26 protein-coding genes are annotated in these 23402 nt (G+C 56.6%); 18 read left to right on the forward strand and 8 right to left on the reverse strand.

Features of this window, described 5'->3' with window-relative positions; genetic code table 11:
• Positions 1 to 111: 111 nt before the first annotated feature.
• Positions 112 to 1029: a LysR substrate-binding domain-containing protein gene (locus ACXMYO_RS05375; RefSeq protein WP_438767311.1), complete on the forward strand. Its 918-nt coding sequence runs from the start codon at positions 112 to 114 to the stop codon at positions 1027 to 1029.
• 95 nt (positions 1030 to 1124) lie between these two features.
• Positions 1125 to 1391, forward strand: coding sequence for an acylphosphatase (yccX, locus tag ACXMYO_RS05380; RefSeq protein WP_457808040.1), 267 nt, complete (start codon positions 1125 to 1127; stop codon positions 1389 to 1391).
• A 78-nt stretch (positions 1392 to 1469) separates the two neighbouring features.
• On the opposite strand, the gene ACXMYO_RS05385 is transcribed toward yccX, so the two are convergent.
• From ACXMYO_RS05385 to ACXMYO_RS05405, 5 genes are all read right to left on the reverse strand, one after another.
• On the reverse strand, positions 1470 to 2873 hold the full coding sequence (locus tag ACXMYO_RS05385) for an alpha,alpha-trehalose-phosphate synthase (UDP-forming) (protein WP_457808041.1): 1404 nt from the start codon (positions 2871 to 2873) through the stop codon (positions 1470 to 1472).
• Between the two features lie 28 nt (positions 2874 to 2901).
• Entirely contained in the window at positions 2902 to 3669 is a 768-nt protein-coding gene (gene otsB, locus ACXMYO_RS05390) for a trehalose-phosphatase (RefSeq protein ID WP_457808042.1), read from the reverse strand.
• Positions 3670 to 3696: 27 nt separating this feature from the next.
• Entirely contained in the window at positions 3697 to 4650 is a 954-nt protein-coding gene (locus tag ACXMYO_RS05395) for a nucleoside hydrolase (RefSeq protein WP_438767315.1), read from the reverse strand.
• Positions 4651 to 4842: 192 nt separating this feature from the next.
• Complete coding sequence (locus tag ACXMYO_RS05400) at positions 4843 to 5469, reverse strand: undecaprenyl-diphosphatase (RefSeq protein WP_457808043.1); 627 nt, start codon at positions 5467 to 5469, stop codon at positions 4843 to 4845.
• Between the two features lie 161 nt (positions 5470 to 5630).
• A complete protein-coding gene (locus tag ACXMYO_RS05405; RefSeq protein ID WP_457808044.1) occupies positions 5631 to 6569 on the reverse strand; it encodes a D-2-hydroxyacid dehydrogenase in 939 nt (312 codons plus the stop codon).
• Positions 6570 to 6770: 201 nt separating this feature from the next.
• Here ACXMYO_RS05405 and ACXMYO_RS05410 point away from each other — a divergent pair, with 201 nt between their 5' ends.
• The 13 genes from ACXMYO_RS05410 (at position 6771) to ybgF (ending at position 17599) form a co-directional block, all read left to right on the forward strand.
• A complete protein-coding gene (locus tag ACXMYO_RS05410) occupies positions 6771 to 7013 on the forward strand; it encodes an FmdB family zinc ribbon protein (RefSeq protein WP_438767318.1) in 243 nt (80 codons plus the stop codon).
• Positions 7014 to 7111: 98 nt separating this feature from the next.
• Positions 7112 to 8890, forward strand: a complete 1779-nt coding sequence (gene aspS, locus ACXMYO_RS05415) for an aspartate--tRNA ligase (protein WP_438767319.1) — start codon at positions 7112 to 7114, stop codon at positions 8888 to 8890.
• A gap of 139 nt (positions 8891 to 9029) precedes the next feature.
• Positions 9030 to 9788, forward strand: a complete 759-nt coding sequence (locus ACXMYO_RS05420) for a YebC/PmpR family DNA-binding transcriptional regulator (RefSeq protein WP_457808045.1) — start codon at positions 9030 to 9032, stop codon at positions 9786 to 9788.
• Between the two features lie 28 nt (positions 9789 to 9816).
• Complete coding sequence (ruvC, locus tag ACXMYO_RS05425; protein WP_438767321.1) at positions 9817 to 10353, forward strand: crossover junction endodeoxyribonuclease RuvC; 537 nt, start codon at positions 9817 to 9819, stop codon at positions 10351 to 10353.
• 77 nt (positions 10354 to 10430) lie between these two features.
• The gene (gene ruvA, locus ACXMYO_RS05430; protein ID WP_438767322.1) at positions 10431 to 11069 is read left to right on the forward strand and encodes a Holliday junction branch migration protein RuvA; all 639 of its coding nucleotides are present in this window, start codon (positions 10431 to 10433) and stop codon (positions 11067 to 11069) included.
• Positions 11066 to 12112, forward strand: a complete 1047-nt coding sequence (gene ruvB / locus ACXMYO_RS05435; RefSeq protein ID WP_438767323.1) for a Holliday junction branch migration DNA helicase RuvB — start codon at positions 11066 to 11068, stop codon at positions 12110 to 12112. Before ruvA ends, ruvB begins: the two co-directional genes overlap by 4 nt.
• 5 nt (positions 12113 to 12117) lie before the next feature.
• Entirely contained in the window at positions 12118 to 12522 is a 405-nt protein-coding gene (gene ybgC / locus ACXMYO_RS05440; protein WP_438767324.1) for a tol-pal system-associated acyl-CoA thioesterase, read from the forward strand.
• An 11-nt stretch (positions 12523 to 12533) separates the two neighbouring features.
• Positions 12534 to 13220: a protein TolQ gene (gene tolQ / locus ACXMYO_RS05445; protein ID WP_438767325.1), complete on the forward strand. Its 687-nt coding sequence runs from the start codon at positions 12534 to 12536 to the stop codon at positions 13218 to 13220.
• Positions 13221 to 13230: 10 nt separating this feature from the next.
• Positions 13231 to 13668 (forward strand): protein TolR, encoded by a 438-nt coding sequence (tolR, locus tag ACXMYO_RS05450; RefSeq protein WP_438767326.1) that lies wholly within the window; start codon positions 13231 to 13233, stop codon positions 13666 to 13668.
• 9 nt (positions 13669 to 13677) lie between these two features.
• Complete coding sequence (gene tolA, locus ACXMYO_RS05455; protein ID WP_457808046.1) at positions 13678 to 14844, forward strand: cell envelope integrity protein TolA; 1167 nt, start codon at positions 13678 to 13680, stop codon at positions 14842 to 14844.
• A gap of 104 nt (positions 14845 to 14948) precedes the next feature.
• On the forward strand, positions 14949 to 16244 hold the full coding sequence (gene tolB / locus ACXMYO_RS05460) for a Tol-Pal system beta propeller repeat protein TolB (RefSeq protein WP_457808047.1): 1296 nt from the start codon (positions 14949 to 14951) through the stop codon (positions 16242 to 16244).
• 48 nt (positions 16245 to 16292) lie between these two features.
• Positions 16293 to 16811, forward strand: coding sequence for a peptidoglycan-associated lipoprotein Pal (pal, locus tag ACXMYO_RS05465; protein WP_438767329.1), 519 nt, complete (start codon positions 16293 to 16295; stop codon positions 16809 to 16811).
• A gap of 14 nt (positions 16812 to 16825) precedes the next feature.
• A complete protein-coding gene (gene ybgF, locus ACXMYO_RS05470) occupies positions 16826 to 17599 on the forward strand; it encodes a tol-pal system protein YbgF (RefSeq protein ID WP_457808048.1) in 774 nt (257 codons plus the stop codon).
• A gap of 72 nt (positions 17600 to 17671) precedes the next feature.
• On the opposite strand, the gene ACXMYO_RS05475 is transcribed toward ybgF, so the two are convergent.
• Positions 17672 to 18364 carry an HAD-IA family hydrolase gene (locus tag ACXMYO_RS05475; RefSeq protein ID WP_457808049.1) on the reverse strand — a complete coding sequence of 231 codons (693 nt, stop codon included), beginning with the start codon at positions 18362 to 18364 and terminating at the stop codon, positions 17672 to 17674.
• Positions 18361 to 19080, reverse strand: a complete 720-nt coding sequence (gene ubiG / locus ACXMYO_RS05480; protein ID WP_438768408.1) for a bifunctional 2-polyprenyl-6-hydroxyphenol methylase/3-demethylubiquinol 3-O-methyltransferase UbiG — start codon at positions 19078 to 19080, stop codon at positions 18361 to 18363. The genes ACXMYO_RS05475 and ubiG overlap by 4 nt, the downstream gene beginning before the upstream one ends.
• Positions 19081 to 19529: 449 nt before the next feature.
• On the opposite strand from ubiG, the gene galU reads away from it, so the two are divergent.
• Positions 19530 to 20420, forward strand: a complete 891-nt coding sequence (gene galU / locus ACXMYO_RS05485; protein WP_457808050.1) for a UTP--glucose-1-phosphate uridylyltransferase GalU — start codon at positions 19530 to 19532, stop codon at positions 20418 to 20420.
• A 2-nt stretch (positions 20421 to 20422) separates the two neighbouring features.
• Positions 20423 to 21733, forward strand: coding sequence for a nucleotide sugar dehydrogenase (locus ACXMYO_RS05490; RefSeq protein WP_457808051.1), 1311 nt, complete (start codon positions 20423 to 20425; stop codon positions 21731 to 21733).
• 82 nt (positions 21734 to 21815) lie between these two features.
• Here the strand turns inward: ACXMYO_RS05490 and ACXMYO_RS05495 are convergent, their stop codons facing one another.
• Positions 21816 to 22436 (reverse strand): superoxide dismutase, encoded by a 621-nt coding sequence (locus ACXMYO_RS05495; RefSeq protein WP_457808052.1) that lies wholly within the window; start codon positions 22434 to 22436, stop codon positions 21816 to 21818.
• A 381-nt stretch (positions 22437 to 22817) separates the two neighbouring features.
• Here ACXMYO_RS05495 and ACXMYO_RS05500 point away from each other — a divergent pair, with 381 nt between their 5' ends.
• A complete protein-coding gene (locus tag ACXMYO_RS05500; protein ID WP_457808053.1) occupies positions 22818 to 23342 on the forward strand; it encodes a hypothetical protein in 525 nt (174 codons plus the stop codon).
• The last annotated feature ends 60 nt before the right edge of the window (positions 23343 to 23402 follow it).

Consider the following 23402-nt stretch of genomic DNA (forward strand, 5'->3'; position numbering starts at 1 on the left):
AATGTGTCATATCCGGGAGGGGCAGCCTATCACTTACCGGCCCGGGGCGGTTAGAATCGCGGCCTCGCGCCCTGAGGGGGCAGGCTTGATCAACAAGGCAGGTAACAAGCGTTGAATCTGGAAACCAAATGGCTGGAAGACTTCGTGGCCTTGAATGCCACGCGCAGCTTTTCCGCCGCCGCCCGCCGCCGACATGTTACCCAGCCTGCCTTCAGCCGCCGTATTCGAGCGCTCGAGCAGGCGACAGGCGTTATGCTGGTCGACCGCTCCACCACACCCGTGAGTCTGACGCCCGAGGGACAGCTTTTTCTGGTAACGGCGCGCAGTCTGGTCGAGCAGCTCAACGAGAGCATCAGTCATCTGCGCGGGCTCAATATTGCCAATGAGGCGCTCGATATTGCAGCGGCGCACTCTCTGGCACTGGCCTTTTTTCCGCGCTGGATTTCCCGGCTGCAAAAGGGCGTGGGCGAGCTGCCGACACGTTTGATGGCGATGAATGTGGGAGACGCCATTCATGTTCTGCGTGACGGCAACTGCGACCTGATGCTGGCCTATCATGATCCCTACGCCACCATGCAGCTTGATAGCGAGATATTTCCTTCCTTTTCCATCGGTCAGGTCTGCATGCTGCCGGTATGCGTGCCGGATGCGCAGGGCAACCCTTTGTTTGATCTCGAGGCCGGTGACAGCATTCCACACCTGTCCTACACCCAGGGTGCCTTTCTGGGGCGCAGCGTTCACATGCTGTTGAAAAATGACCCGCTTCGCCTGCGGCTTCGTACCATCTACGAAACCGCCATGGCAGAGGGACTCAAGGGTATGGCACTACAGGGGGTGGGCATGGCGTGGATCCCCGATTTCTGCATTCACGAAGAGCTGGCGTCCAAAAGGCTGGTCCGCGCCGGTGACGAGAAGTGGAATATCCCGCTGGATATCCGACTTTACCGCTGCTCGCTGGTGCATAAGCCCGATGTCGAGCGGCTCTGGCATCAGTTGCAAAAACTGCCGCGCGACTTTCTCAAAATGTAATAGGCCTCAATGTAATGGGCCTTGAAACGTCGCCTGCGGCGTCGTAGTAACATTGTGCCAGGCTTTCACTACATCATTTGCTCAGGGAGAGTGTCATGCGGTATGTGCAGGCTCGAGTCGTCGGCCATGTTCAGGGGGTGGGGTTTCGTCAGGCGACGGCGCAGCGCGCTCGTGAACTCGAGGTGGTGGGTTATGCCAGCAATCTTGAGGATGGCAGCGTCGAGGTCGGTATGGCAGGCAGCGACGACAGTGTGTCAGCCCTGATTGACTGGCTTCAAACGGGGCCGCCTGCCAGCCGCGTGGACCGGGTTACCAGTGAGGAGATTGCGCCACAGCAGTGGTCGGCGTTTCAGACCGGTTGATGCGGCCATGACATCAGAGCGGTCAAAAAAACGCCATGTCCCGACGACATGGCGTTTTGACGAGCCCGCCGCGCAGGGTTACTGCTTTTTGGCGTGTCGGGCTGTTGCAGACTGATCCAGCGCGGTGATGAAGCTTTCGCCCCAGCGATGAATGTCGTGTGTGCTGATCACCTTGTGAAGACGCTGCCAGCGCTCCTTGCGCTCTTCCAGTGACATGGACAGCGCGGCATCGAGCATGTCGGCCATCTCTTCGACATCAAAGGGGTTGCACAGCATGGCGCCGTCAAGTTCTTCAGCCGCGCCGGCCAGATTCGACAGCAACAGTACGCCCGGGTCTTCCGGGTCCTGAGCTGCGACGTACTCCTTGGCGACCAGGTTCATGCCGTCGCGCAAGGGGGTGACCAGCCCGACCCGGCTCTGGCGCATGAAGCCCATCAGGGTTTCGCGGTCATAGCCGGTGTTGAGATAGCGCAGGGGCATCCAGTCGTAGGTCGAAAAGCGGCCGTTGACGTGTCCGGCAATGCGCTCAAGCTCGCGACGCAGGCTGGCATAACGCTCCACGCCGGTTCTGGATAGCGGCGCAATCTGGAGATAGGTCACGTTGCCATAGCGTGTATGGGTGTTTTCCAGCAGCTGCTCAAACGCCTGGAAGCGCTTGTAGAGCCCCTTGCTGTAATCAAGACGGTCCACGCCGATGATCAGCGGGCCGCCCTGCAGGGAATCCTTCAGGCGTTTGCTGCGCGAGGACTGCTCACCCTTTTCCGCCATCTCGCGAGCGGTATCCACATCGATCGAGATGGGGAAAACGCCCGTGTTGATGCGCCGATGATCGAAAACAACGGTATTGCCTTCAACGGTAGCCACGCCACTGCGCTCGACGTTGTCAAGAAAGTGTCTGAGGTCGGTAGCCGTCTGAAAACCAATGGTGTCGTAAGCACACAGATGTTCAATCATGCGCTCATGATGCGGCAGGATTCGAAACACCTCCCACGGCGGCACCGGAATGTGGAGAAAGAAGCCGATCGGGCTTTCCACGCCCATCGATCGCAGGTAGTGGCCGGTCGAGAGCAGCTGATAGTCATGCACCCAGATAGAGGCGTCGCTGTCCGGCGATACCTGCCCGGCGACCTGACGAGCAAAGCGCTCGTTGACATGTTGATAGCCGGCATCCTTTTCACGTGAATACTCGACCATGTCCGAGCGGTAGTGAAAAAGCGGCCAGAGCACTTCGTTGGAGTAGCCAACGTAGAAAAGCTCATGCTCCTGCTCGGTCAGCGGGAAGGTAGCAAACTGCACGCCCTCGTTTTCGTAACTTTCCGGGTCGTGCTGTTCTGCATCTTCTACCAGCTGACCATTCCAGCCCATCCAGAGCCCGCGTGTACGGCTCAGAGCATTCATGACCCCTACTGCCAGCCCGCCCTGGCTACCGCTGTCCTTGTCGGGCGAGGGGACGCGATTGGATACCACGATCAGTTGCTTCAAGGTTTCCTCCGTGAAATCTGTGATGCGTTCATGAGTGCTGCAGCAGCGTAATCCATCGATCAAGCCACTCATGAACGGCTTTCGGGTCGGTCAAGCGGCTGGCGGCGATGCTCTCACCCGTGCCAACCTTGATGGCCAGGCCCTGATGGGCGTTGACGATGCGAAAGCCGTCTTCGTCGGTGCGGTCATCACCGATAAAAACCGGGCACCGGTCTGCAAATGGCGGGGCGGCCAGAAAGCGTTCCAGAGCCACACCCTTGTCGTATCCCTGTCCCTTGATCTCGAACACGAACTTGCCCTGATGAAGCTCCAGGGTCTCCGGGTATTCATCGATCAAAGCGGTCAGCTCAGGCTCAAGTATGTCACCCGCCTCGGGCCGATGGCGATAATGCAGGGCAAGGCTGGCCCCCTTGTCTTCCAGATAGAGGGCGTCATCACGATCAACATGTTCACTGACCCGCTGGCGGACTGCTTCAAGCGCCTTTTGATGATGTTGAGCAATATGACGATTGCCCTGGCTGTCACGCCATTCGGCGCCGTGCTGGCCCGACATGGCAAGTCCGGGCAGAGTCAGATGTTTGTCCAGATCGTCAATGCCGCGGCCGCTGATGACGGCAACCGCCCCGTCAAGAAGAGTGCTGAGCGTTTCAAGGCGCGTTCTGAGCGCCTCATCCACGACAATATTGTCGGGATGATCCACCAGGTCGACCAGCGTGCCATCAAGGTCCAGAAAAAGTGCCCAGGGCCGATCCCGCTCCGGTAGGGCCGGTACGTCACCATTGTCCTTTGTGCTCACCGTTGCCTCCCTGTCATGGCGTGACGATCATGCGTTCGATGATGTCAGAGTCTGCTCGATCCAGCTGGAAACGGCGTCACCGTCCACGTTCATGCAGACCTGAACGGTGGGCGTTTGTGACCAGCGATCACTGACATACTGACGCTCTGCCGGGGCAAAAATGGTCTGGCCTTCCGCAGCGCCTTCGGTCACGACATCGAGATGGCCGGTGACGGTCTCGAAAAGCTCCGGGTGCACAAGCCAAGCCACGGCGCAGCTGTCGTGCGGGCAGCAGCCATCAAGGCCGATGGCACTGCGATAGAAGTCCGCATAAAAGTCATAGCTTGCAGACAGTACCTTGCCGAGTTCACCCTGGCTTTGGGCGATACGCGCCATGCGATCGGGGGTAATGACCGTCTCGAGCGTGACATCAAGGCCAACCATGACCAGTGGCCAGCCAGCGGTCAGAACGCGTTTGGCAGCGTGTGGATCCGAGAAGATGTTGGCCTCGGCCTGCGGGGTCACATTACCGCCACGCGCCGCCGAGCCCCCCATGATGACGACCTGTTTGACGCGATTAATGACATCAGGATCAAGCGCGATGGCCATGGCCAGATTGCCCAGCGGGCCCACGGCCATCAGCGTGATTTCGCCTGGACGCTCGCGCGTCTTGTCCACGATGAACTGCGCGGCACTGATGGGCTCGATCTGTCCGGAAGGCTCGCTGAGCGTCTGATTGCCCAGCCCGTCGGCGCCGTGGATGTGTGCCGGTACCGGGTAGGGCGTTTTCACCAGCGGATAGTCCGCGCCCCGGGCGACCGGAATGGTTTGACCGGCCAGCTCTGTCAGCAGCAGGGCATTGCGAGTCGCTGTTTCGACACGCACGTTGCCGAAGGTAGTGGTCAGGCCCACAACCTCGATATCCGGGTGGGCCATGATCAGCGCGATCGCCTGCGCATCGTCAACGCCCGGGTCCGTGTCAAAGATGATGGTGTGTGTCATATGAGGGCTCCACGTCTGTACCTGAAAGGAAATGACGGCGTCAGTCACGACGGCATTTCTTTAAGTCGCTGAAAATACTGTAATGCAAGTCTGACATAAGTTTCATGTCCTTGCGTAGTTGGCCTCCCGTGAAGGCAGTCGCCTGCACAAAAAAGCCCGCCTGAAGGCGGGCTTTCAAGAGTCAAAATAATGCTATCGATGCAGCAGGCCACGGGCGATCAATGGTGCGAAAACAAGGCGATAAAGCCCTCGGGTGAGGCCATAGAGTTTTTCAAGATACAGTGGTTGCAGCCAGAGCATCATGACGGAGGCCAGACCGGCAACGATGACCGCGCCCAGCATATCCAGCGGAAAGTGCACGCCCAGATAAATGCGCGACCATGCAATGGGGACGGCCAGTACTGCCAGGGCCGCGCCCATCCTGCGAAGTGCCGGGCGCAGAAGAAAGCTGAAGGCAACGGTCGAGATGATCGTCATGTGATTGCTCGGAAAAGAGGGCGTAGGCGCATGCGCAATCAGCGTATGCCCCAGGGGCATCACAAAGGGGCGCGGGTGATACCAGAGCAGGGAGCCGATCAGATTGTTGATCAACAGCGCCCCCACGGTGGCCAGTAGCGCCGTCAGCATCATCTTGTGACGCGCTTCACTTTTGCCAAGCCATCCCTTGATCATGATGAAGGGAATACAAAAGATGGCGTATTTGGCCATGACAACGGCAAACCAGATCGTCAGTGGATGGCTGTGTGGCTGTACATTGAGTGCCAAAAAAAGATGCTGATTGAGCGTTTCCATTCTGTTATCAAATACCTGCGGGGTCATTCATGGGCTTTGTCAAAGAATTAGACACCATGTTCGACCAGACAATCGTGCCGACTGCTGCAAGGCTTGAAAATTAATTTTCAAGAAACGACGTCAGTACAGTCTATTTTATACCGTTATCTAAGGATATATTCGTAATCTTTTTTAGAAAAACCGGTTTTTTACCGACTAAGAAGAAAGCAGCGAATATTACCTGCCGTCAGCGAAACGATATTTTGTCGTGCCTCGGGCGATATCCAGGCGTTGTGCGGTGTGACAATCAGATTGAGTGGTTCCTGTTCAAGTGCGTCGATCAAAGCATGACCTTCGCGAGGGGGCTCTACCGGTAAAACATCGACGCCGAGTCCGCCCAGAGCCTGTCTTCTGAGCGCTTCCAGCGCCTGCTGCTCATCGATCAGACCGCCACGGCCGCAGTTGATCAAAAGCGCGTGAGGTTGCATCAGGGCCAATTGTTTCTGGCCAACGAGATGATGCGTATCGGGTGTGAGTGGGCAGTGCAGGGACACGACATCAGCCTGTGGCAACAGCGTCTCGAGTGTTGGCCGGTCATCACGGTCTGCACCGGGTCTTGCGCTAAAGCTCACCTGCATGCCAAAGGCCCTGGCCAGTTGTGCGACGGCCTGACCGAGTTCGCCGCTGCCGACCAGCACCAGATGCTTGCCGGCCAGCTGCATGGTGGGGTGATCCTGCAGGCAGAAAAAGGGCGCCGTTTCCCATTGATGGCGGGCAACGTCGTGTTGATAACGTGGCAGGCGAGTCGCCAGCGCCAGCATGATCATGAGGGTGTGCTGCGCCACGCTTTGTGTGCCGTAGCCGGTAACGTTGGCCACGTGGATGCCGCGCCTGTCAGCGCCCGACATGTCGATGTTGTTGGTGCCGGTGGCGGTCACCGCGATCATTTCAAGCTCTGGCAGTGCCGCCATCATGGCATCGTCGATGACCACCTTGTTGGTAATGGCGATGGTGGCGCCTTCAAGACGTGTCACCACCTCATTTGCAGGCGTGGCGCCCCAGCAGTCGAGGTAATCGACCTGGTCGGAAATGGTCGAGAGATCAATGTCGCTGCCCAGCGTATCGCTGTCGAGAATTACTGCTTTCATGGTTGTGCGCTCCTTGCCCATCATGATGTCTGCCGCGCTATAATGGCCGCCTTGTATTGGGTTGTATCGTCGTGTCAGCACTGTGATGCGTCAATAAGACATCGGGAACAATGTCTGCCATCCAATGGATATTGTTTCCCGTCAGGAGCAGGCTGGCTCAAGAGCGCCTGCAGTAACATCCAATATCGGGTATGAAAGGCCATGCCGATTTATGAATATCAGTGCCGCGCCTGCGGCACACGTCTGGAAAAGATTCAAAAGATTGATGCTGCCCCTCTGGTTGAATGCCCGTCCTGTCATGAAGGCGCTCTTGAGCGTTTGATTTCGGCCGCGGGTTTTAGACTTTCGGGAGGAGGATGGTACGAGACCGATTTCAAGAGTTCCGGTCGTCGTAACCTTGCCGGTGACAGCAAATCCGACAAGGGCGGCACGTCCGACAGCTGACGTTTCCGCAAAAACCACTCCATGCCGGATGCATCAACGTGTATTCGGCATTAAAACAGCTCAGGCATTACACCAAGCGTTACAACACAGGATTAAAGATGCGCAGTCATTATTGCGGCCAGCTAAACGAAAGCCTTGTCGACCAGGAAGTCACACTCTGCGGTTGGGTCCACCGCCGCCGCGATCATGGTGGGGTGATTTTCCTCGACATGCGTGATCGTGATGGCATTGCACAGGTTGTGGTCGACCCCGACACGCCGGATGCCTTTGCCAATGCAGATCGAGCCCGCAGTGAGTATGTACTGCGTATTACCGGTCGCATCCGCATGCGTCCGGAGGGCACCCAGAATGCCAATATGCCAACGGGACTGATCGAAGTGCTCGCCACGCAGGTTGAGGTGCTCAATACGGCCGTAACGCCGCCGTTCCAGCTCGACGAGCATGGCAAGGTAGGTGAGGACGTACGGCTCAAGTATCGCTACATCGATCTGCGTCGTCCGGAAATGATCGATCGCCTGCGTCTGCGCTCGCGCATCACGCACAGCGTTCGTGCTTATCTGGAAGACAACGGCTTTCTGGATATTGAAACGCCAATCCTGACCCGGGCCACGCCCGAAGGCGCGCGTGATTATCTGGTTCCCAGCCGTACGCATGCCGGGGAATTCTTTGCACTGCCGCAGTCGCCGCAGCTGTTCAAGCAGCTGCTGATGGTGGCAGGCTTTGATCGCTATTATCAGATCGCCAAGTGTTTCCGTGATGAAGATCTGCGGGCCGATCGACAGCCGGAGTTCACCCAGATTGATATCGAGGCTTCCTTTGTCGAGGAAGACGATGTCATGGGCATTACCGAAGAGATGATTCGTCGTCTATTCACGGAAGTGCTGGATGTATCGCTGCCGCAGTTTCCGCGCATGACATGGCATGACGCCATGCGTCGCTACGGCTCTGACAAGCCGGATCTGCGTATTCCACTCGAGTTTGTTGACGTTGACGATCTGATGAAAGATGTCGACTTCAAGGTCTTCTCGGGGCCGGCCAATGCCGAAGATGGTCGCGTAGCGGTGCTCAGAGTGCCCGGTGGTGCGAAACTCTCGCGCAAGGAGATCGACGAGTATACGAATTTTGTCGGTATCTATGGCGCACGCGGGCTTGCCTGGATCAAGGTCAACGATCGCTCGAAGGGCATCGAAGGTCTTCAGTCGCCCATCGTCAAGTTCATGGACGGTGTGATCGAGACGCTGCTGGACCGGGCCGGGGCTGAAGACGGCGATATCCTCTTCTTTGGTGCCGACCGTGCGAAGGTCGTTAATGAAGCGCTCGGTGCGCTGCGCGTTAAGCTTGGTGGTGATCTGGAGCTTTATACGCAGGCCTGGGCGCCGCTGTGGGTTGTCGACTTCCCCATGTTCGAACGTGATGACAGCGGCCGTCTGGCAGCGCTGCACCATCCGTTTACGGCGCCGGCCTGTGATCCGGAAACCCTCAAGCAGAACCCGGAAAACGCGCTTTCCCGTGCCTATGACATGGTTCTCAACGGCACCGAGCTGGGCGGCGGGTCGATCCGTATTCACGACCAGAGCATGCAGCGTCAGGTGTTTGAAGCCCTTGGCATCAGTGATGAGGAAGCCCGTGAGAAGTTCGGCTTCCTGCTGGACGGTCTGGCGCATGGCGCGCCGCCGCACGGTGGCCTGGCCTTCGGCCTTGACCGTCTGGTCATGCTGATGACCGGTGGGCGCACCATCCGTGATGTCATTGCCTTCCCCAAAACGCAGAGCGCGTCGTGTCTGATGACAGAGGCACCGGGAACCGTCAGCAATGAGCAGCTCAAGGAGTTGCACATTCGCCTGCGTCAGAAAGCGTCTGATAACACAACGTCCTGATCGGCAGGCAATCTGAAACGAAACGTTTCTGTTGCGACTTTCTGGCAGTGTTAGGGTTAATACGGGTGTGCCTTGCACACCCGTATTTTTGTATGACGTCATTACACAAGCAATGGCGAGCGGTTGAAGGAGAATTTCCATGGCCGGACACAGCAAATGGGCCAATATCAGACATCGAAAAGCGGCTCAGGATGCGAAAAAGGGCAAAATCTTTACGCGTTTGATCCGTGAGCTGACGGTGGCGGCACGCCAGGGCGGCAGCGCCCCCGAGGACAATCCGCGGCTTCGGGCAGCAATCGACAAGGCGCTCTCCAATAACATGACGCGCGATACCGTTGAGCGCGCCATTACTCGTGGGGTTGGCAACAGCGACAGCGATGCCATGGAGGAGCTGGTTTACGAAGGCTATGGCCCTGACGGGGTGGCCATTCTGGTGGAATGCATGAGCGATAATCGCAATCGAAGCGTCTCGGAAGTGCGCACGGCCTTTAACAAGTATGGTGGCAATCTGGGGACCAGCGGTTCGGTCGCTTTTCTGTTTCACAAGCAGGGGCGTATCGTGCTGCCTGCCGGTATTTCGGAAGAGTGCGTGATTGAAGCGACTCTGGAGGCAGGCGCTGAGGATATTCAGTCCAGAGAGGATGGTGCCATCGACGTGGTGACCACACCCGAAGCGTTTGGCCCTGTAAGAGACGCCCTGGATCAGGCTGGCATCGAGGTGACGCGCAGCGAAGTGGGCATGTTCCCGGACAGCTATTCCAGTATCGATGATGTCGAGACGGCGCATCGGGTCGTGACGCTGCTTGATCGGCTCGAGGATCTGGATGACGTACAAAACGTCTATTCCAATGTCGATTTCGAATCACACGTGCTCGATGCCCTCGAGCAAGCATCATGACCATGGTCGACGCGTCGGGGGCCATTTCATGATGCTTTTGGGGATTGATCCGGGCTCTCGTCGTACCGGATTCGGCGTTATTGATGTCTCGAGTGCCACACCGCGCTATGTCGCCAGTGGCTGTATCAGAATCGAAGCCCCGACGCTTGCTCAGAAACTGGCTCAGGTCTATGCCGGCGTCGCTGAAGTCATCGCTCAGCACGCGCCATACGAGATGGCCATTGAACAGGTATTTTTGTCCAAAAACGCAGACTCGGCCTTAAAGCTTGGGCAGGCCCGCGGAACGGCCATCGTGTGTGCTGCCAATCATGGGCTCGACGTTCATGAGTATGCGGCCCGGCGTATCAAGCAGGTGGTGACGGGCAACGGTGGGGCAGACAAGACGCAGGTACAGCATATGGTACAGTCAACGCTCAGGCTTTCAGGGCTGCCCCAGGAAGACGCCGCTGATGCCCTGGCCATTGCGCTGACGCACTTTTTTACCTGTCGCGGTGCGATCGCCATGCCGGCAACGACCCGTTCGACAAGATCGCGTTCATCAAGCTGGCGCAACTATCGGCCCTGACCCGGTGTTTAAATATCGATGGCGTTCAAAGGCCATGTACTTTTTTCGTTTACCGTTTTTGTCTGGATATACAACGCATGATAGGTCGTCTGCACGGTCAACTGCTTGAAAAGAAACCACCTCTGATCGTGATCGATGTTCATGGGGTCGGCTACGAGCTGGAAGCTTCCATGAATACGCTGCTGGCATTGCCGGCGCCGGGCGAGACAGTGCGCCTTTATACCCATTTGAGTGTGCGCGAGGATGCTCATCTGCTGTATGGCTTCATTGATGAGCCCGAGCGTCGACTCTTTCGCGAATTGATCCGGATTTCAGGGGTGGGCCCTCGTCTGGCGCTGGCCATCCTGTCAGGCATGGAGCGACAGCAGTTCATGAAAAGTGTCATGGAAGATGACACCAAAACGCTGACCAAACTGCCGGGCGTGGGGAAGAAAACGGCCGAGCGTCTGATCATTGAAATGCGGGACCGCTTCAAGCACTGGCCTGAGTTCGAGCAGCTGGCGCAGGGGGTTGAAGAAGCCGAGCTGCCGCTTGAAGCCGATAATCATGCCGATGCCGAGGCAGCTCTGATTGCCCTGGGCTACAAGCCCACCGAGGCGGCCAGAATGCTGTCGGGGCTTGATGCCACGCTTTCTACCGAGGCACTGATCAAGATGGCGCTTTCCGATCGTCTGGCCGGCAGCGAGACACGCAGCAGCAAGGGCAGAACCTCATGATCGAAACCGATCGGCTCATTGCCGGTGCCGAGCGGCCTGATGAAGAACGGGTGGATCAGGCCATTCGTCCGCGCATGCTCGATGACTACATCGGGCAGGCAGCGGTACGCGAGCAGCTCGATATCTTCATTACGGCGGCGCGCCAGCGTGAAGACAGTCTGGATCACACCCTGATTTTCGGGCCGCCGGGGCTTGGCAAGACAACGCTTGCCCATATCATCGCCAGCGAAATGGGCGTGGACATCAAGTCCACTTCTGGCCCCGTGCTCGAAAAGGCGGGTGATCTTGCGGCCATGCTGACCAATCTGCAGCCGGGTGATGTGCTCTTTATCGACGAGATTCACAGGCTGTCATCGGCGGTAGAGGAAGTGCTTTACCCCGCCATGGAGGACTTTCAGCTCGATATCATGATCGGCGAGGGGCCGGCGGCGCGCTCTATCAAGCTTGATCTGCCAAGGTTTACCCTGGTGGGCGCAACAACCCGGGCGGGACTTTTGACGGCACCTCTGCGCGACCGCTTCGGGATTGTGCAGCGTCTTGAGTTTTACAACATCGGGGACCTGACGCATATCGTCAATCGCAGTGCCCGGCTCATGGGCTTTGAGGCCGATGAAGACGGTGCCATTGAAGTTGCCCGTCGCGCTCGTGGGACGCCACGCATCGCCAATCGGCTGTTGCGTCGGGTTCGTGACTTTGCTCAGGTGCGTGGCGATGGCCGGCTGACGGCCGACGTGGCAGACAAGGCGCTCAACATGCTGCACGTGGATCGCCATGGGCTTGATCACATGGACCGGCGACTGCTTTTGACCATGATCGAAAAGTTCGACGGTGGTCCGGTCGGGGTAGAGAGCCTGGCGGCCGCCATTAGTGAAGAGCGTGACACCATTGAGGATGTCCTTGAGCCCTATCTGATTCAGCAGGGTTTCATGCTGCGCACGGCCCGCGGTCGTATGGTGACGCGGCTGGCCTATCTCCACTTTGATCTTTCGCCCACCGATGACATTCCGGATGCCGGTGATGGCACAGCGACGGCGGAGCCCTGAACGCCATGACGTCTCTTGACCTGCGCGTCTATATCGAGGATACCGATGCCGGCGGTATCGTCTATCACGCCAACTATCTCAACTATCTCGAGCGCGGGCGTACCGAGTGGCTGCGTGCAAAGGGTTTCGAACAGCATTCCCTTCTTTCACGCAATATTGCACTGGTCGTTCGCCGTCTGGAGTGCCAGTATCGCCTGCCGGCGCAACTGGACGATCTGCTGACAGTCGACACCCGGGCGGGAACACCTCGCCAATGCACCGTGGCGTTCGAACAGCAGGTCATGCGAAATGGAAAACTTCTTTTTCGCGGTATGGTCGATATTGCCTGTATCGATGCAACACGTTACAAACCAGCTCGTTGGCCCGAAGATCTGCTTTCGGCCATGACACTTGATTCCCAGAATGCCTGAAGGGGTTTTTCGTGAACGATTCCATGTCGGTCATTTCGCTGTTTTTCCACTCTGGCCTGGTGGTTCAACTGATCATGTTGATACTGCTGGCAGCTTCGGTTCTCTCCTGGGTGCTGATCTTTCAGCGAGCCTTTGCATTAAAGCGTGACTCCCGGGAACTTGATGAGTTCGAGTCACACTTCTGGTCGGGCGTTGACCTCAATGAGCTCTACCGGGAAGTGCCGGCCGACAACCCTCAGGGTGCGGCGCATATCTTTCGCTCCGGGTTTCGCGAGTTCAATCGACTGCTGCCCAAATCACGCAGCCACAATGCCGTACTCGAAGGCGTTGAGCGCTCCATGCGTGTCTCGGTCTCGCGCGAAGAAGAGCGTTTGACCGCGCATCTGGCGATACTGGCGCTTATCAGCTCGTCTGCCGTCTATATCGGCCTTTTCGGTACGGTCTGGGGAATACTGGGAACCTTTCAGGCGCTTGGCGGCGCTCAACAGGTGTCGCTGGGCACCATCGCACCGGCCATTGCCGAGGCACTGGTGGCCACGGCCATGGGACTTTTCGCTGCGATACCCGCCAACATTGGCTACAACCGGCTGACCCATAAGGCCGACAAGCTGATGGTCCGCATGGAAAACTTTGCTGAAGAGTTTCATGCCTTCCTGCATCGCAACCTGCAAAATCGCAGCGCCGGCGAAAACACCTGAGGAGCGTGTCATGCAGGGATCCTATCGACGCAACCGACGCAAAAAGCTTTCCAGCGAGATGAACGTCGTGCCGTTTATCGACGTCATGCTGGTACTGCTGGTCATCTTTATCATTGCCGCGCCCACCATCAATCAGGGCATCGATGTTGATCTGCCGCAAATCAGCTCCGAACCGGTTCAAAGTAACAATGAGCCGCTGGTCGTGACGGTCAATCGAGAGGGGGCGTATTACATCAGCCTCGGCGATGAGCAGCAGAGCAAGTCACTTGATGAGATCAGCGATCAGGTCATTGCGGTACTCAATCGCAACCCGGGCACGCCTGTCATGGTGCGCGGTGATCGCAACGTTTCCTATGGTCAGGTTGTAACGCTTATGGGGACGTTGCAAAACGCAGGCGTCCCCAACGTGGGACTGATCTCTGATCCACCGCCTGGCGACCAGCAGTAGGGAGAAACAATGGCCAGACACGATCGCCGTGTAGGCTATACGTTGCCCACCGTGCTTGCGGTTTTGCTGCACGTGGGCGTTATCGGGCTGATGGTTTTCCGCTGGCCGCAAAGTGACCCCGTTGAAACTTCCAATGCCGTGGTGCAGGCCGAGTTGATTTCAATGGAGACCGCCACTGATCAGGCGCAGCAGGCTACCGAAGCACAGCCGCGCGCTCAGCAGGGGCCGGAGCGCGAACAGCCCGAACCGGAAGCCACTCAGGATGACGCCGCTGAAGAAGCGGCACGTCAGCAGGCCGAAGCCGCTGAACAGGCGCGCCAAGCAGAGCAGGCGGCTCAAGAGGCACAGGAGGCGGCGCAGCGTCGCGCCGAACAGGCCAAGGAAGTCGCCGCCCAGCAGGCTCAGGAACAGCAGGCGCGCGAGCAGGCTCAGGCGCAACAGAAGGCAGAAGCCGAGGCTAAACAGAAGGCAGAAGCCGAAGCCAAACAGAAGGCGGAAGCCGAGGCCAAACAGAAGGCAGAAGCCGAGGCTAAACAGAAGGCGGAAGCCGAGGCCAAACAGAAGGCAGAGGCCGAAGCCAAACAGAAGTCAGAGGCCGAAGCCAAACAGAAGTCAGAGGCCGAAGCCAAACAGAAGTCAGAAGCCGAAGCCAAACAGAAGGCAGAAGCCGAGGCCAAACAGAAGGCGGAAGCCGAAGCTAAAAAGAAAGCCGAAGCCGAAGCAGCGGCTAAAAAGAAAGCCGAAGCTGAAGCAGCGGCCAAAAAGAAGGCCGAGGCTGATCGCAAGCGAGCTGCAGAGGCCGCCGCGGTCGCCAGTCAGGATGCCTTTGGCGATGAAATTACCAATGAGGCAGAGTCTATTGCCAACGCACGCCAGGCTCAGGAAGCCTCGAACGGGTTCATGAATCTGGTACGTCGCGCCGTTGAGCAGAGCTGGTCACGTCCGCCCAATGCCGCTCCCGGGCTGGTAACAGTGGTCAGGGTTCAACTCCTGCCGACCGGAGAGCTTTTGTCTGCCACGGTGTCCAGCAGCAGTGGAGACGCGGGATTTGATCGTTCCGCTGTGCAGGCTGTAGAAAGGGCAGCGCCATTTACCGAAATGAGTCAGTTGCCGCCTGAAGCGCGACAGCAATTCAGAAGTTTCAACCTGCGCTTTAATCCCGAGGATGTGCGCTAAATGCAGGGCCCCTGCCGCGGCGGCAGGAACGTGGTCGATAGTGTATCTGCTTCGACAACAGGTGTCAGAAATCAAGGATCGTTAAAACCCGAGGGTGTGTGCTGATGAAAAAACTAATGGCACTGGCCGGCTTCATGATGCTCATGATGGCCAGCCTGATGGCGCAGGCAGCGGGTGATCTCACCATCGAGATCACACGTGGTAACGATAATGCTATTCCGATTGCAGTCGTACCCTTTCGCGGTGAAGGGGTCAGTCCTTCCGAGGATATCGGTAAAATCATTGCCGATGATCTGGAGCATAGCGGGCAGTTTGCGCCGCTGGCGCCGCAGGATCTGATCTCAAGACCTGCCAGTGGAGACAACATCAATTATGGTGACTGGCGTCGCGTCAGGGCCAACTACCTGGTGGTAGGGCGTATCGAGTCTTCCGGGAACGGCTACAGGATCAGCTACGAGCTTCATGATGTATCGGGCCAGCGCCGCGAACTGGGAGAAGTAGTAACGTCCAGTGAAGACCAGCTGCGCTCGCGTTCGCACTACATTGCCGACCAGATCTTTGAAGAAATTACCGGTATTCGTGGCGCTTTCCAGACACGCATTGCCTACGTTACGGCCAATGGCGTTGATCCCAATATCAACTATGCCCTCTATATCGCCGATCAGGACGGCCATCGTCCACAGCAGATCCTGTCTTCCGATCAGCCCATCTTGTCACCGGCCTGGTCGCCCGATGGTCAAAAGCTGGCGTATGTTTCTTTCGAGTCAGGCCGGCCTGCCATCTATGTGCAGCAGCTTTCCAGCGGGCGTCGCGTCCAGCTTACTTCTTTCAAGGGTATCAATGGCGCGCCGGCCTGGTCTCCTGATGGCCGCAGGCTTGCCATGTCGCTTTCCAAGGATGGCAATCCCGAAATCTACGTAATGGACGTGGCATCCCGGTCACTGACGCGCCTGACAAACACCAGCGCCATCAATACCGAGCCGGACTGGAGCCCTGACGGTCGTTCGATCCTGTTTACTTCCGATCGTAGCGGTCAGCCTCAGCTTTATCAGATGGATGCTTCCGGCGGAAATGCGAAACGCATGACGTTTACCGGCAATTACAATGCCGGCGGCCTGTATGGACCCGACGACAGATTTATCTTCATGACCACTCGAACCGACCGCGGTTTTCAGGTGGCAAGGCAGGATTTATCGTCAGGACGTGTGACAACATTAACCAATACTTATCAGGATGAAGCGCCGGCAGTTGCGCCCAATGGCACAATGGTGATATATGCCACACAGCAGGGAGCACGTGGTGTGCTTGGTGCTGTTTCGGCAGATGGCAGGGCTTCTTTCGTAATACCTTCACCCAATGGTGAGGTTCGTGAACCTTCCTGGTCGCCGTTTTTGAATTAAACGACTAGAATGAATTTTGTCATTCTTTATAAGAGCAAGGAGATCATCATGCAGTTTTCTTCCTACGCCAAGACTCTGGCGGCCGCACTCTCTCTGGCAGTTGTCGCTGGTTGTTCCAGCGGCGGCGGCACACAGGATGGCGACCAGCAGAACGCCGGCATGAACAGCGGTTCTTCCACCCAGGGCATGAACACCAGCTCTGGTGCTACCGGTCAGAACACCGGACAGCAGGCGCAAATGCCGAGCGAAAACCGTGTCTACTTCGATTTCGACAGCGACAGCATTCGCCCGCAGTACGAATCCATGCTGAATCAGCATGCTCAGTACCTGCAGCGTAACTCCAGCTCCAATATCGTACTGGAAGGCCATACCGATCCGCGCGGTACTCGTGAGTACAACCTGGGTCTTGGCGAGCGTCGTGCCAACGCCGTACGCCAGTATCTGACCATCCAGGGCGTGCCTGCTTCGCAGATCGAAGTTGTCAGCTACGGTGAAGAGCGTCGCGCTGCTTCCGGCAACGGTGAACAGGCCTATTCTCAGGATCGTCGCGTCGTCATCGACTACTGATCCCGGAGTAAGCAATGAAACACAGTCTTATTCGACTGTGCGGCGCGGGAGCCCTTGTGCTCCCGCTGTCCGTTTGGGCATCCGCACAAACAGGCTCTTTTTATAATCAGGCTTCCACGGACTCTGGCTCGGGCAATCTGCAGATATTCAATCGTTTGCAAAGCCAGGAGCAGGATATCAATCAGCTTCGTGGACAGATTGAAGAACTGCGTCATCAGCTGGAACAGCAAACAAAACTGTCCCAGCAGCGCTATCTGGATCTTGAAGAGCGCTTGAGTAGCTCTCAGGGAAATGGCGGGGCATCATCATCCAGCGATGATGGCAGCGCTTCAGCCGGTAGCGACCCCATAACTCAGGCAGCTTCGGGCGGCAGTCAGTCTTCTTCAGGCGGCGGGTCAGCCTCTTCTTCCAGTGACGCTCAAGGTGCTTATCAGGTCGCTTTTTCGCACGTTCAAAAGCGTGAATTCGATCAGGCCATATCTGCTTTTGAGGCCTTTAATCGGGATTATCCGCAGTCGGGTCTCAACGGCAATGCCTGGTACTGGCTGGGTGAACTTTACTCTGCAAAGTCTCAGCTGGACAAGTCAGCCTCGGCCTTTAACCGGGTTGTTAGTGACTATCCCCAGAGCAACAAGGTGCCTGATGCGATGTACAAACTGGGTCTTGTTTACGCTCGTCAGGGCAAGGGTTCTGAAAGTCAGAGCATGCTGAAAAAGGTTATCGGCGAGCACTCGGATAGTGATGCGGCTGGTCTTGCGCGCGAATTCATGCAAAAAACCAGCGGTTAAAATATGCAGTCTACATTTGCGGGCAGTTCGTGAAAGGCGAATGCCCGCTGCTTGCGTAAGGCCACTCGCTATTCAGGAGGTTGCTGGGGCATGGCGACAGTGCTGTAGCAACGCTTCGCAAAGCGATACCGGTGTGTCAAAAAATTGACTGGCAGGCCATTCATCGGGTTCATCGCCCTGACGTAAATAACCATACTTCACGGCAATGGCTGTCATGCCAGCATTGTTGGCTGCCTGAATATCACGTAGATGATCACCGATATACCAGCAGTACTCTGGCGCAATATTCAGACGTCGTGCTGCTTCAATCAACGGTGCTGGATCGGGTTTTTTTACTGGTAAATCGTCGGCACACAACAGTACATCCGGCTTTATATTCAGCGTCTCGAGCAAAGGAACTGCATATTCCCGAGGTTTATTGGTGATAATCCCCCACGGGCGTTTCGTTTTGCGATAGACGTCGAGTACTTTCTCAAGCCCTTCAAAAAGACAGCTCTCCCCGGCAACGTTTTTACCATAGTAATCCAGCAAAATAGCACGAGCCTTGTCGTGCCCCGGCGCCTGCTTTTCCAAACCCAGAGCCAGAGTAACGAGTGCGCTGCCGCCGTGAGATACTTCACGCCTGATATCATCAAGGGGCAGGGGAGAGAATCCGTGCTCTTTTCGAAGCGCGTTGGTCGCACGCGCAAGATCCGGTGCCGTATCCACCAGAGTGCCATCCAGATCGAACAGCACGGCTTTTGGAATATCAGCCTCCAGAGTCATGAGCCAGCCACGCGGGTATGCATGAAGTAGTTGACGTCAAGATCCTTGTTGGATAGCCGATAGTGACGTGTGACGGGGTTGTAAATCATTCCCGTAATGTCCTGAACATCGAGGTCAGCCTGACGTGCCCAGCGAGCCAGTTCGGAAGGACGTATAAACCGTTGATAGCTATGGGTACCGCGGGGTAGAAGGTTCAGGACATATTCGGCGCCGACGATAGCCATCGCCCATGACTTGGGGTTGCGATTGATCGTTGAGAAAAAGACATGGCCACCAGGTTTTGCCATGCGCGCGCAGGCCTTGATGACGCTACCGGGATCGGGGACATGCTCGAGCATTTCAAAACAGACCACGACATCGAAGCTGCCTGGCTGCTCGTCGGCCATGTCTTCGGCACTGATGCACCGATAGTCCACTTCGATGCCGCTTTGTTGCTGATGAAGGCGGGCAACAGAAAGTGGTGCTTCTCCCAGATCGATGCCGGTAACCTCTGCGCCGCGATGCGCCATCGCTTCACTAAGAATGCCGCCACCACAGCCGACATCGATAACACGATGGCCGGTCAGGCCCGCTCGCTGATCGATATAATCAAGACGTAGCGGATTGATGTCATGAAGCGGTTTGCATTCGCCTTCACGGTCCCACCAGCGACTGGCCAGATCGTCAAACTTGGCAATTTCACCTGGATCGACATTGGAATGCTGTTTTTCGCTCATCAAGAAGCTCCTGTGAGAGTGGGCGATAGGTGCTGCCTTGTATTGTATAGAGTCTGTTGAAATGATGAACCAGATGTCGCCAGGCATTACGAACTTGAGCAAAATGACAGGAAAGCGCAGGAAGGTTCCTTGACCAGGACACGTGTCGCTTTGACCGATACATGTAAAAGGCTCTGGTACAAAATAAAAAAGTCTTTTTATACCGTTATCCAAACGTATGCTAAAATCACATATAACCAAGTTATGTACAAAAAGAAACATTTTGCCAAGGATATAAAATCCAAGGTTCGGTATTTTGTGGGGTTATAACCTTCTTACCGGGTGTCGTGCTCAATTTCGCCTTTTCGAGCAAGATTTTGAATCGCTGATCGGTCACGATGCCCTATGGCGCGCATATAGCGTGCCCTTGATACTCATATTTCTTGTTTTTGATAGCAAAGGGAAGATGAATGATTCGTAAAGCAGTATTGCCTGTCGCCGGTTTTGGCACCCGTTGTCTCCCCGCCTCCAAGGCGATTCCAAAGGAGATGATCACGATTGTCGACAAGCCGGTCATCCAGTATGTCGTCCAGGAAGCCGTCAAGGCAGGTATCAAGGAGATCGTGCTGGTCACGCACTCTTCAAAATCAGCGATCGAAAACCACTTCGACAAGCATTTCGAGCTTGAGACTCAGCTTGAAGCGAAGGGTAAAAAAGAGCTGCTGGATGAGCTTCGAAATATTATCCCGGATGATGTGTCCGTTATCAGCGTTCGTCAGCCGGAAGCCCTGGGACTTGGTCACGCCATTCTCTGCGCTCGCCCGGTAATCGGTGATAATGAGCCCTTTGCCGTACTGCTGCCGGACGTTCTGGTCGACGACGAGGGCATGACGCGCAACGATCTGGGTGGCATGATTGACGCCTATGATCAAACGGGTGCTGCTCAGATCATGGTTCAGGATGTGCCGGCCGAAGTCGCCTACAAGTACGGCATCGTGGCCCTTGAAGGTGAAACACCCGAAGCCGGCAAGAGTGAAAAGATCACGGGCATGGTAGAAAAGCCTGAAGCCGGTACCGAGCCTTCTACACTGGCCGTTATCGGGCGTTATCTGCTTCCGGGCAGCATCTTCCCGGTACTTGCCGAAACGCGTCCCGGTGCAGGCAATGAAATTCAGCTGACCGACGCCATCGATACCTTGCGCAGCAAGCAGGACGTTGCTGCCTATCGTATGGAAGGTGAAACTTTCGACTGCGGTCATCAGCTCGGTTATCTGGAAGCGACACTGTCGTTTGCACGTCGTCATCCCAAATACGGCGAAGGGTTCCGCGAGCTGCTGAAGCGCTATCAAAGCGAGGCATAATCATGCAGGTGGTAGTGCATGGAAGCGAATTGGGTGCGGCAACGGCAGCCGCCGCACTCTCAATGGTTGGCCACCAGGTATACTGGTGGCCGCATCCTTCTCAGCCGTGGAGTGTTCTGGCCGAGACGGACTGGATCAGAAATGAGCCAGGGCTTTATCACCAGCTGTCGCAGAGCATCGATAACGGATCATTGACCCTGTGCGAAAGTTCGAAATCCCTGCCCAGTGCCAATGTCTACTGGCTGGCCGTTTCGGCCGATCAGCGCAACGATGCCGATCACTGGGTTGAACAGACGCTGGGGCGTGAGCCGCACGATTTTGTACTGGTCAACAACAGTACCTTCCCGATCGGCCACACGGAAATTCTCGAGACGCTGCTTCGCAAGGAGCGTCAGGTCGCAATAGCGCTGCCGGACATGCTTGAAGAGGGCCGGGCCATGGCCACCTTCACGCGTCCCGACAGCTGGATTCTGGGCAGCGAGAACGACTGGGCCACGCGTCAGATCACTGAGCTTCTCAGAGCCTTCAATCGCCGTGAAAACAGTGTACGCCTGATGCCACGACGGGCTGCTGAGCTGACCAAACTTGCCGTTATCGGCATGCTGGCCACGCGCGTCAGCTATATGAATGAGCTGGCAAGCCTGGCCGACAGTTTAAATGTGGATATCGAGCTGGTGCGTCAGGCGATGGGGTCGGATCGCCGTATTGGTCGCGAATACCTCTATCCGGGATGTGGTTTCGGTGGTCCCAGCTTTGCTCGCAACCTGTATCGTCTATCGAGCATCAGGGCTCGGGAAGGTCAGCACAACGGGCTGCTCGAGCAGGTTGTGCAGGTTAACGAGCAGAAGCAGGAAGAGCTCTTTCGCAAGCTCTGGCAGTACTATGATGGCAATCTTGAAGGACGCACGGTGGCTGTCTGGGGCGCGGCCTTCAAGCCGGGCACTGCACGGATTGCTCACGCGCCGGTACTCCGGCTGCTTGATGCACTCTGGGCGCAGGGTGTTCATGTCAGGTTGCATGACCCCGCTGCCTTGCCTGCCATCGAGCACTACTATGGTCAGCATCCGCTTTTGACACTGGCAGGCACCGCACAGTCTGCCTGCGAAAATGTCGATGCGCTGCTGCTGGTCACCGAGTGGAAGGAGTACTGGAACCCGGACTGGCGACGTCTGTCGACACTGATGTCGACCCCGCTGATTCTGGACGGGCGCAACATTTACGATCCATCGTTTGTGGCGCAGCACGGGTTCTATTATCGGGGCATCGGTCGAAGCGCCGAGCCGGAAGAAAGATCAGCGAACGACGAGCGCTGATTTCAGATGGGCGGGCCGGTATCGATATCTCTCTGGAGAATCATGCCGGCACCGCCTTTCACTGTCGTTATCCCGCCATTTTTCAGACGTGCAACAGATTGCGTCTGCCTTGTGCCGTTGCCATGGCATCCTTGAGACACTGCTCGACAAACGGCCAGTTGATGATCTTCCACAACTTTTGAAGATACTTGCGCCGGTCGTTTCCAAAATCGACATACCAGGCATGCTCCCACATATCGATGGCCAATAGCGGTGTAAGGCCCTTGAGCAGGGGGGAGCCGGCATCGACTGCATTATGGATATCCAGACGCCCCTGCGGGGTGTATACGAGCCACGTCCAGCCGCCCATGAAGTGCGCCATGGCACTTGCCATGAAAGCCTCCTGGAAACCCTCAAGGCTTCCCCATCGCGCTGTAAGCGCCGTTTCGAGTGCCTGTCCGGGAGGATGATACCAGGGCGTCAGACACTGCCAGAAAAAGGTATGGTTCCAGGCCTGACACGCGCAGGCCTGAGCTTCTCCGCGACCGGTGCTCATGACCTGTTCGAGCGAAGGGCTCGCGTTGTCACCGCGTTCCAGCAGTGCGTTCAGGCGCTTTAGATAGTCTGCATGAACGCCTTCATGATGCATGCGAAGGCTGTGTGCAGAAATAACGGGTGCCAGTGCATCCGTTGCATAGGGCAGGGAGGGCAGTTCAAGGGGCATGATCCACGTTCCATTCCGACCAGGGAGCCCCTGGTATTGCCGTTCAAGTCTGTCTGCCGGATAGCCTGTACTGGCTTTTCACAGGCCATGCATCGTAGCATGCATGCAGTTTCATGACCTGGCTGAAAAGGGCGGGTCGTATCTCTGGCTGCTACATTTCTCGAGACTTTCATGCCGCAAAAAGATCATGAAGAGCCCGTCATAGGCGCTGATCGCAACGCTGCGTATTCGACCCGAACAGAACCGCGACATCCCGGAGGCCATCGCGGCCTGCGCAAAAGGCCCCTGTGGCCTCTTTATGCACTTTTATTGTTGCTTGCCGGAGCTGTCGCAGCCCTCGGCGTGCAGTATTATCAGGATCGCCAGCACTGGTCCGATCGAATGGCTGCGTTGACGGACAGGGCGCAGCAGGTCACTGCTGATCGTCAGGAAATGTCGACCAACCTTGAACAGGTGCTTGAAGGCATTCGAGGAGAGCAGCAAAACCAGCGCACACGCCTTGATGCCCTTCAGCAGCAGCTTGAACAGCAACGCGCTGACGATGGGCAGAAGGCCAGGCTGAGCGAGCTGGAAAGGGCTGATGCACTGCGTCAGAAAACGCAGGTGTCGCTACAGCAATCGCTGAGTTCGCTGGATACTGTCATTGACGGCCTGAAACGCACCTATGATGCACGCTTTGAAGATGTCGATAATACTAACGCCGAGCTTTCTAACCAGTTGCAGACCACGGATAAAAACAGTCAGCATCTGGAAACGCTCGCTGCCAGCGTGGCTGACCAAAAAAAGGCGCTGGCCTCGATCAGTACGCGAGTGGATGAACTGGCGGCGCAGCTCGAGCGGCTTCAACAGAATCAGACCAGTCTGCATGCCGCTCAGGAATCGCTTCAGGATCTTCTGAATCCTTGAAGGGTGCAGCCAGCCCCGTGTCATACGGTGTGATTCATGTCATCAAGGAAAATCCTGAAC

The organism is Kushneria sp. EE4, from assembly GCF_977968315.1.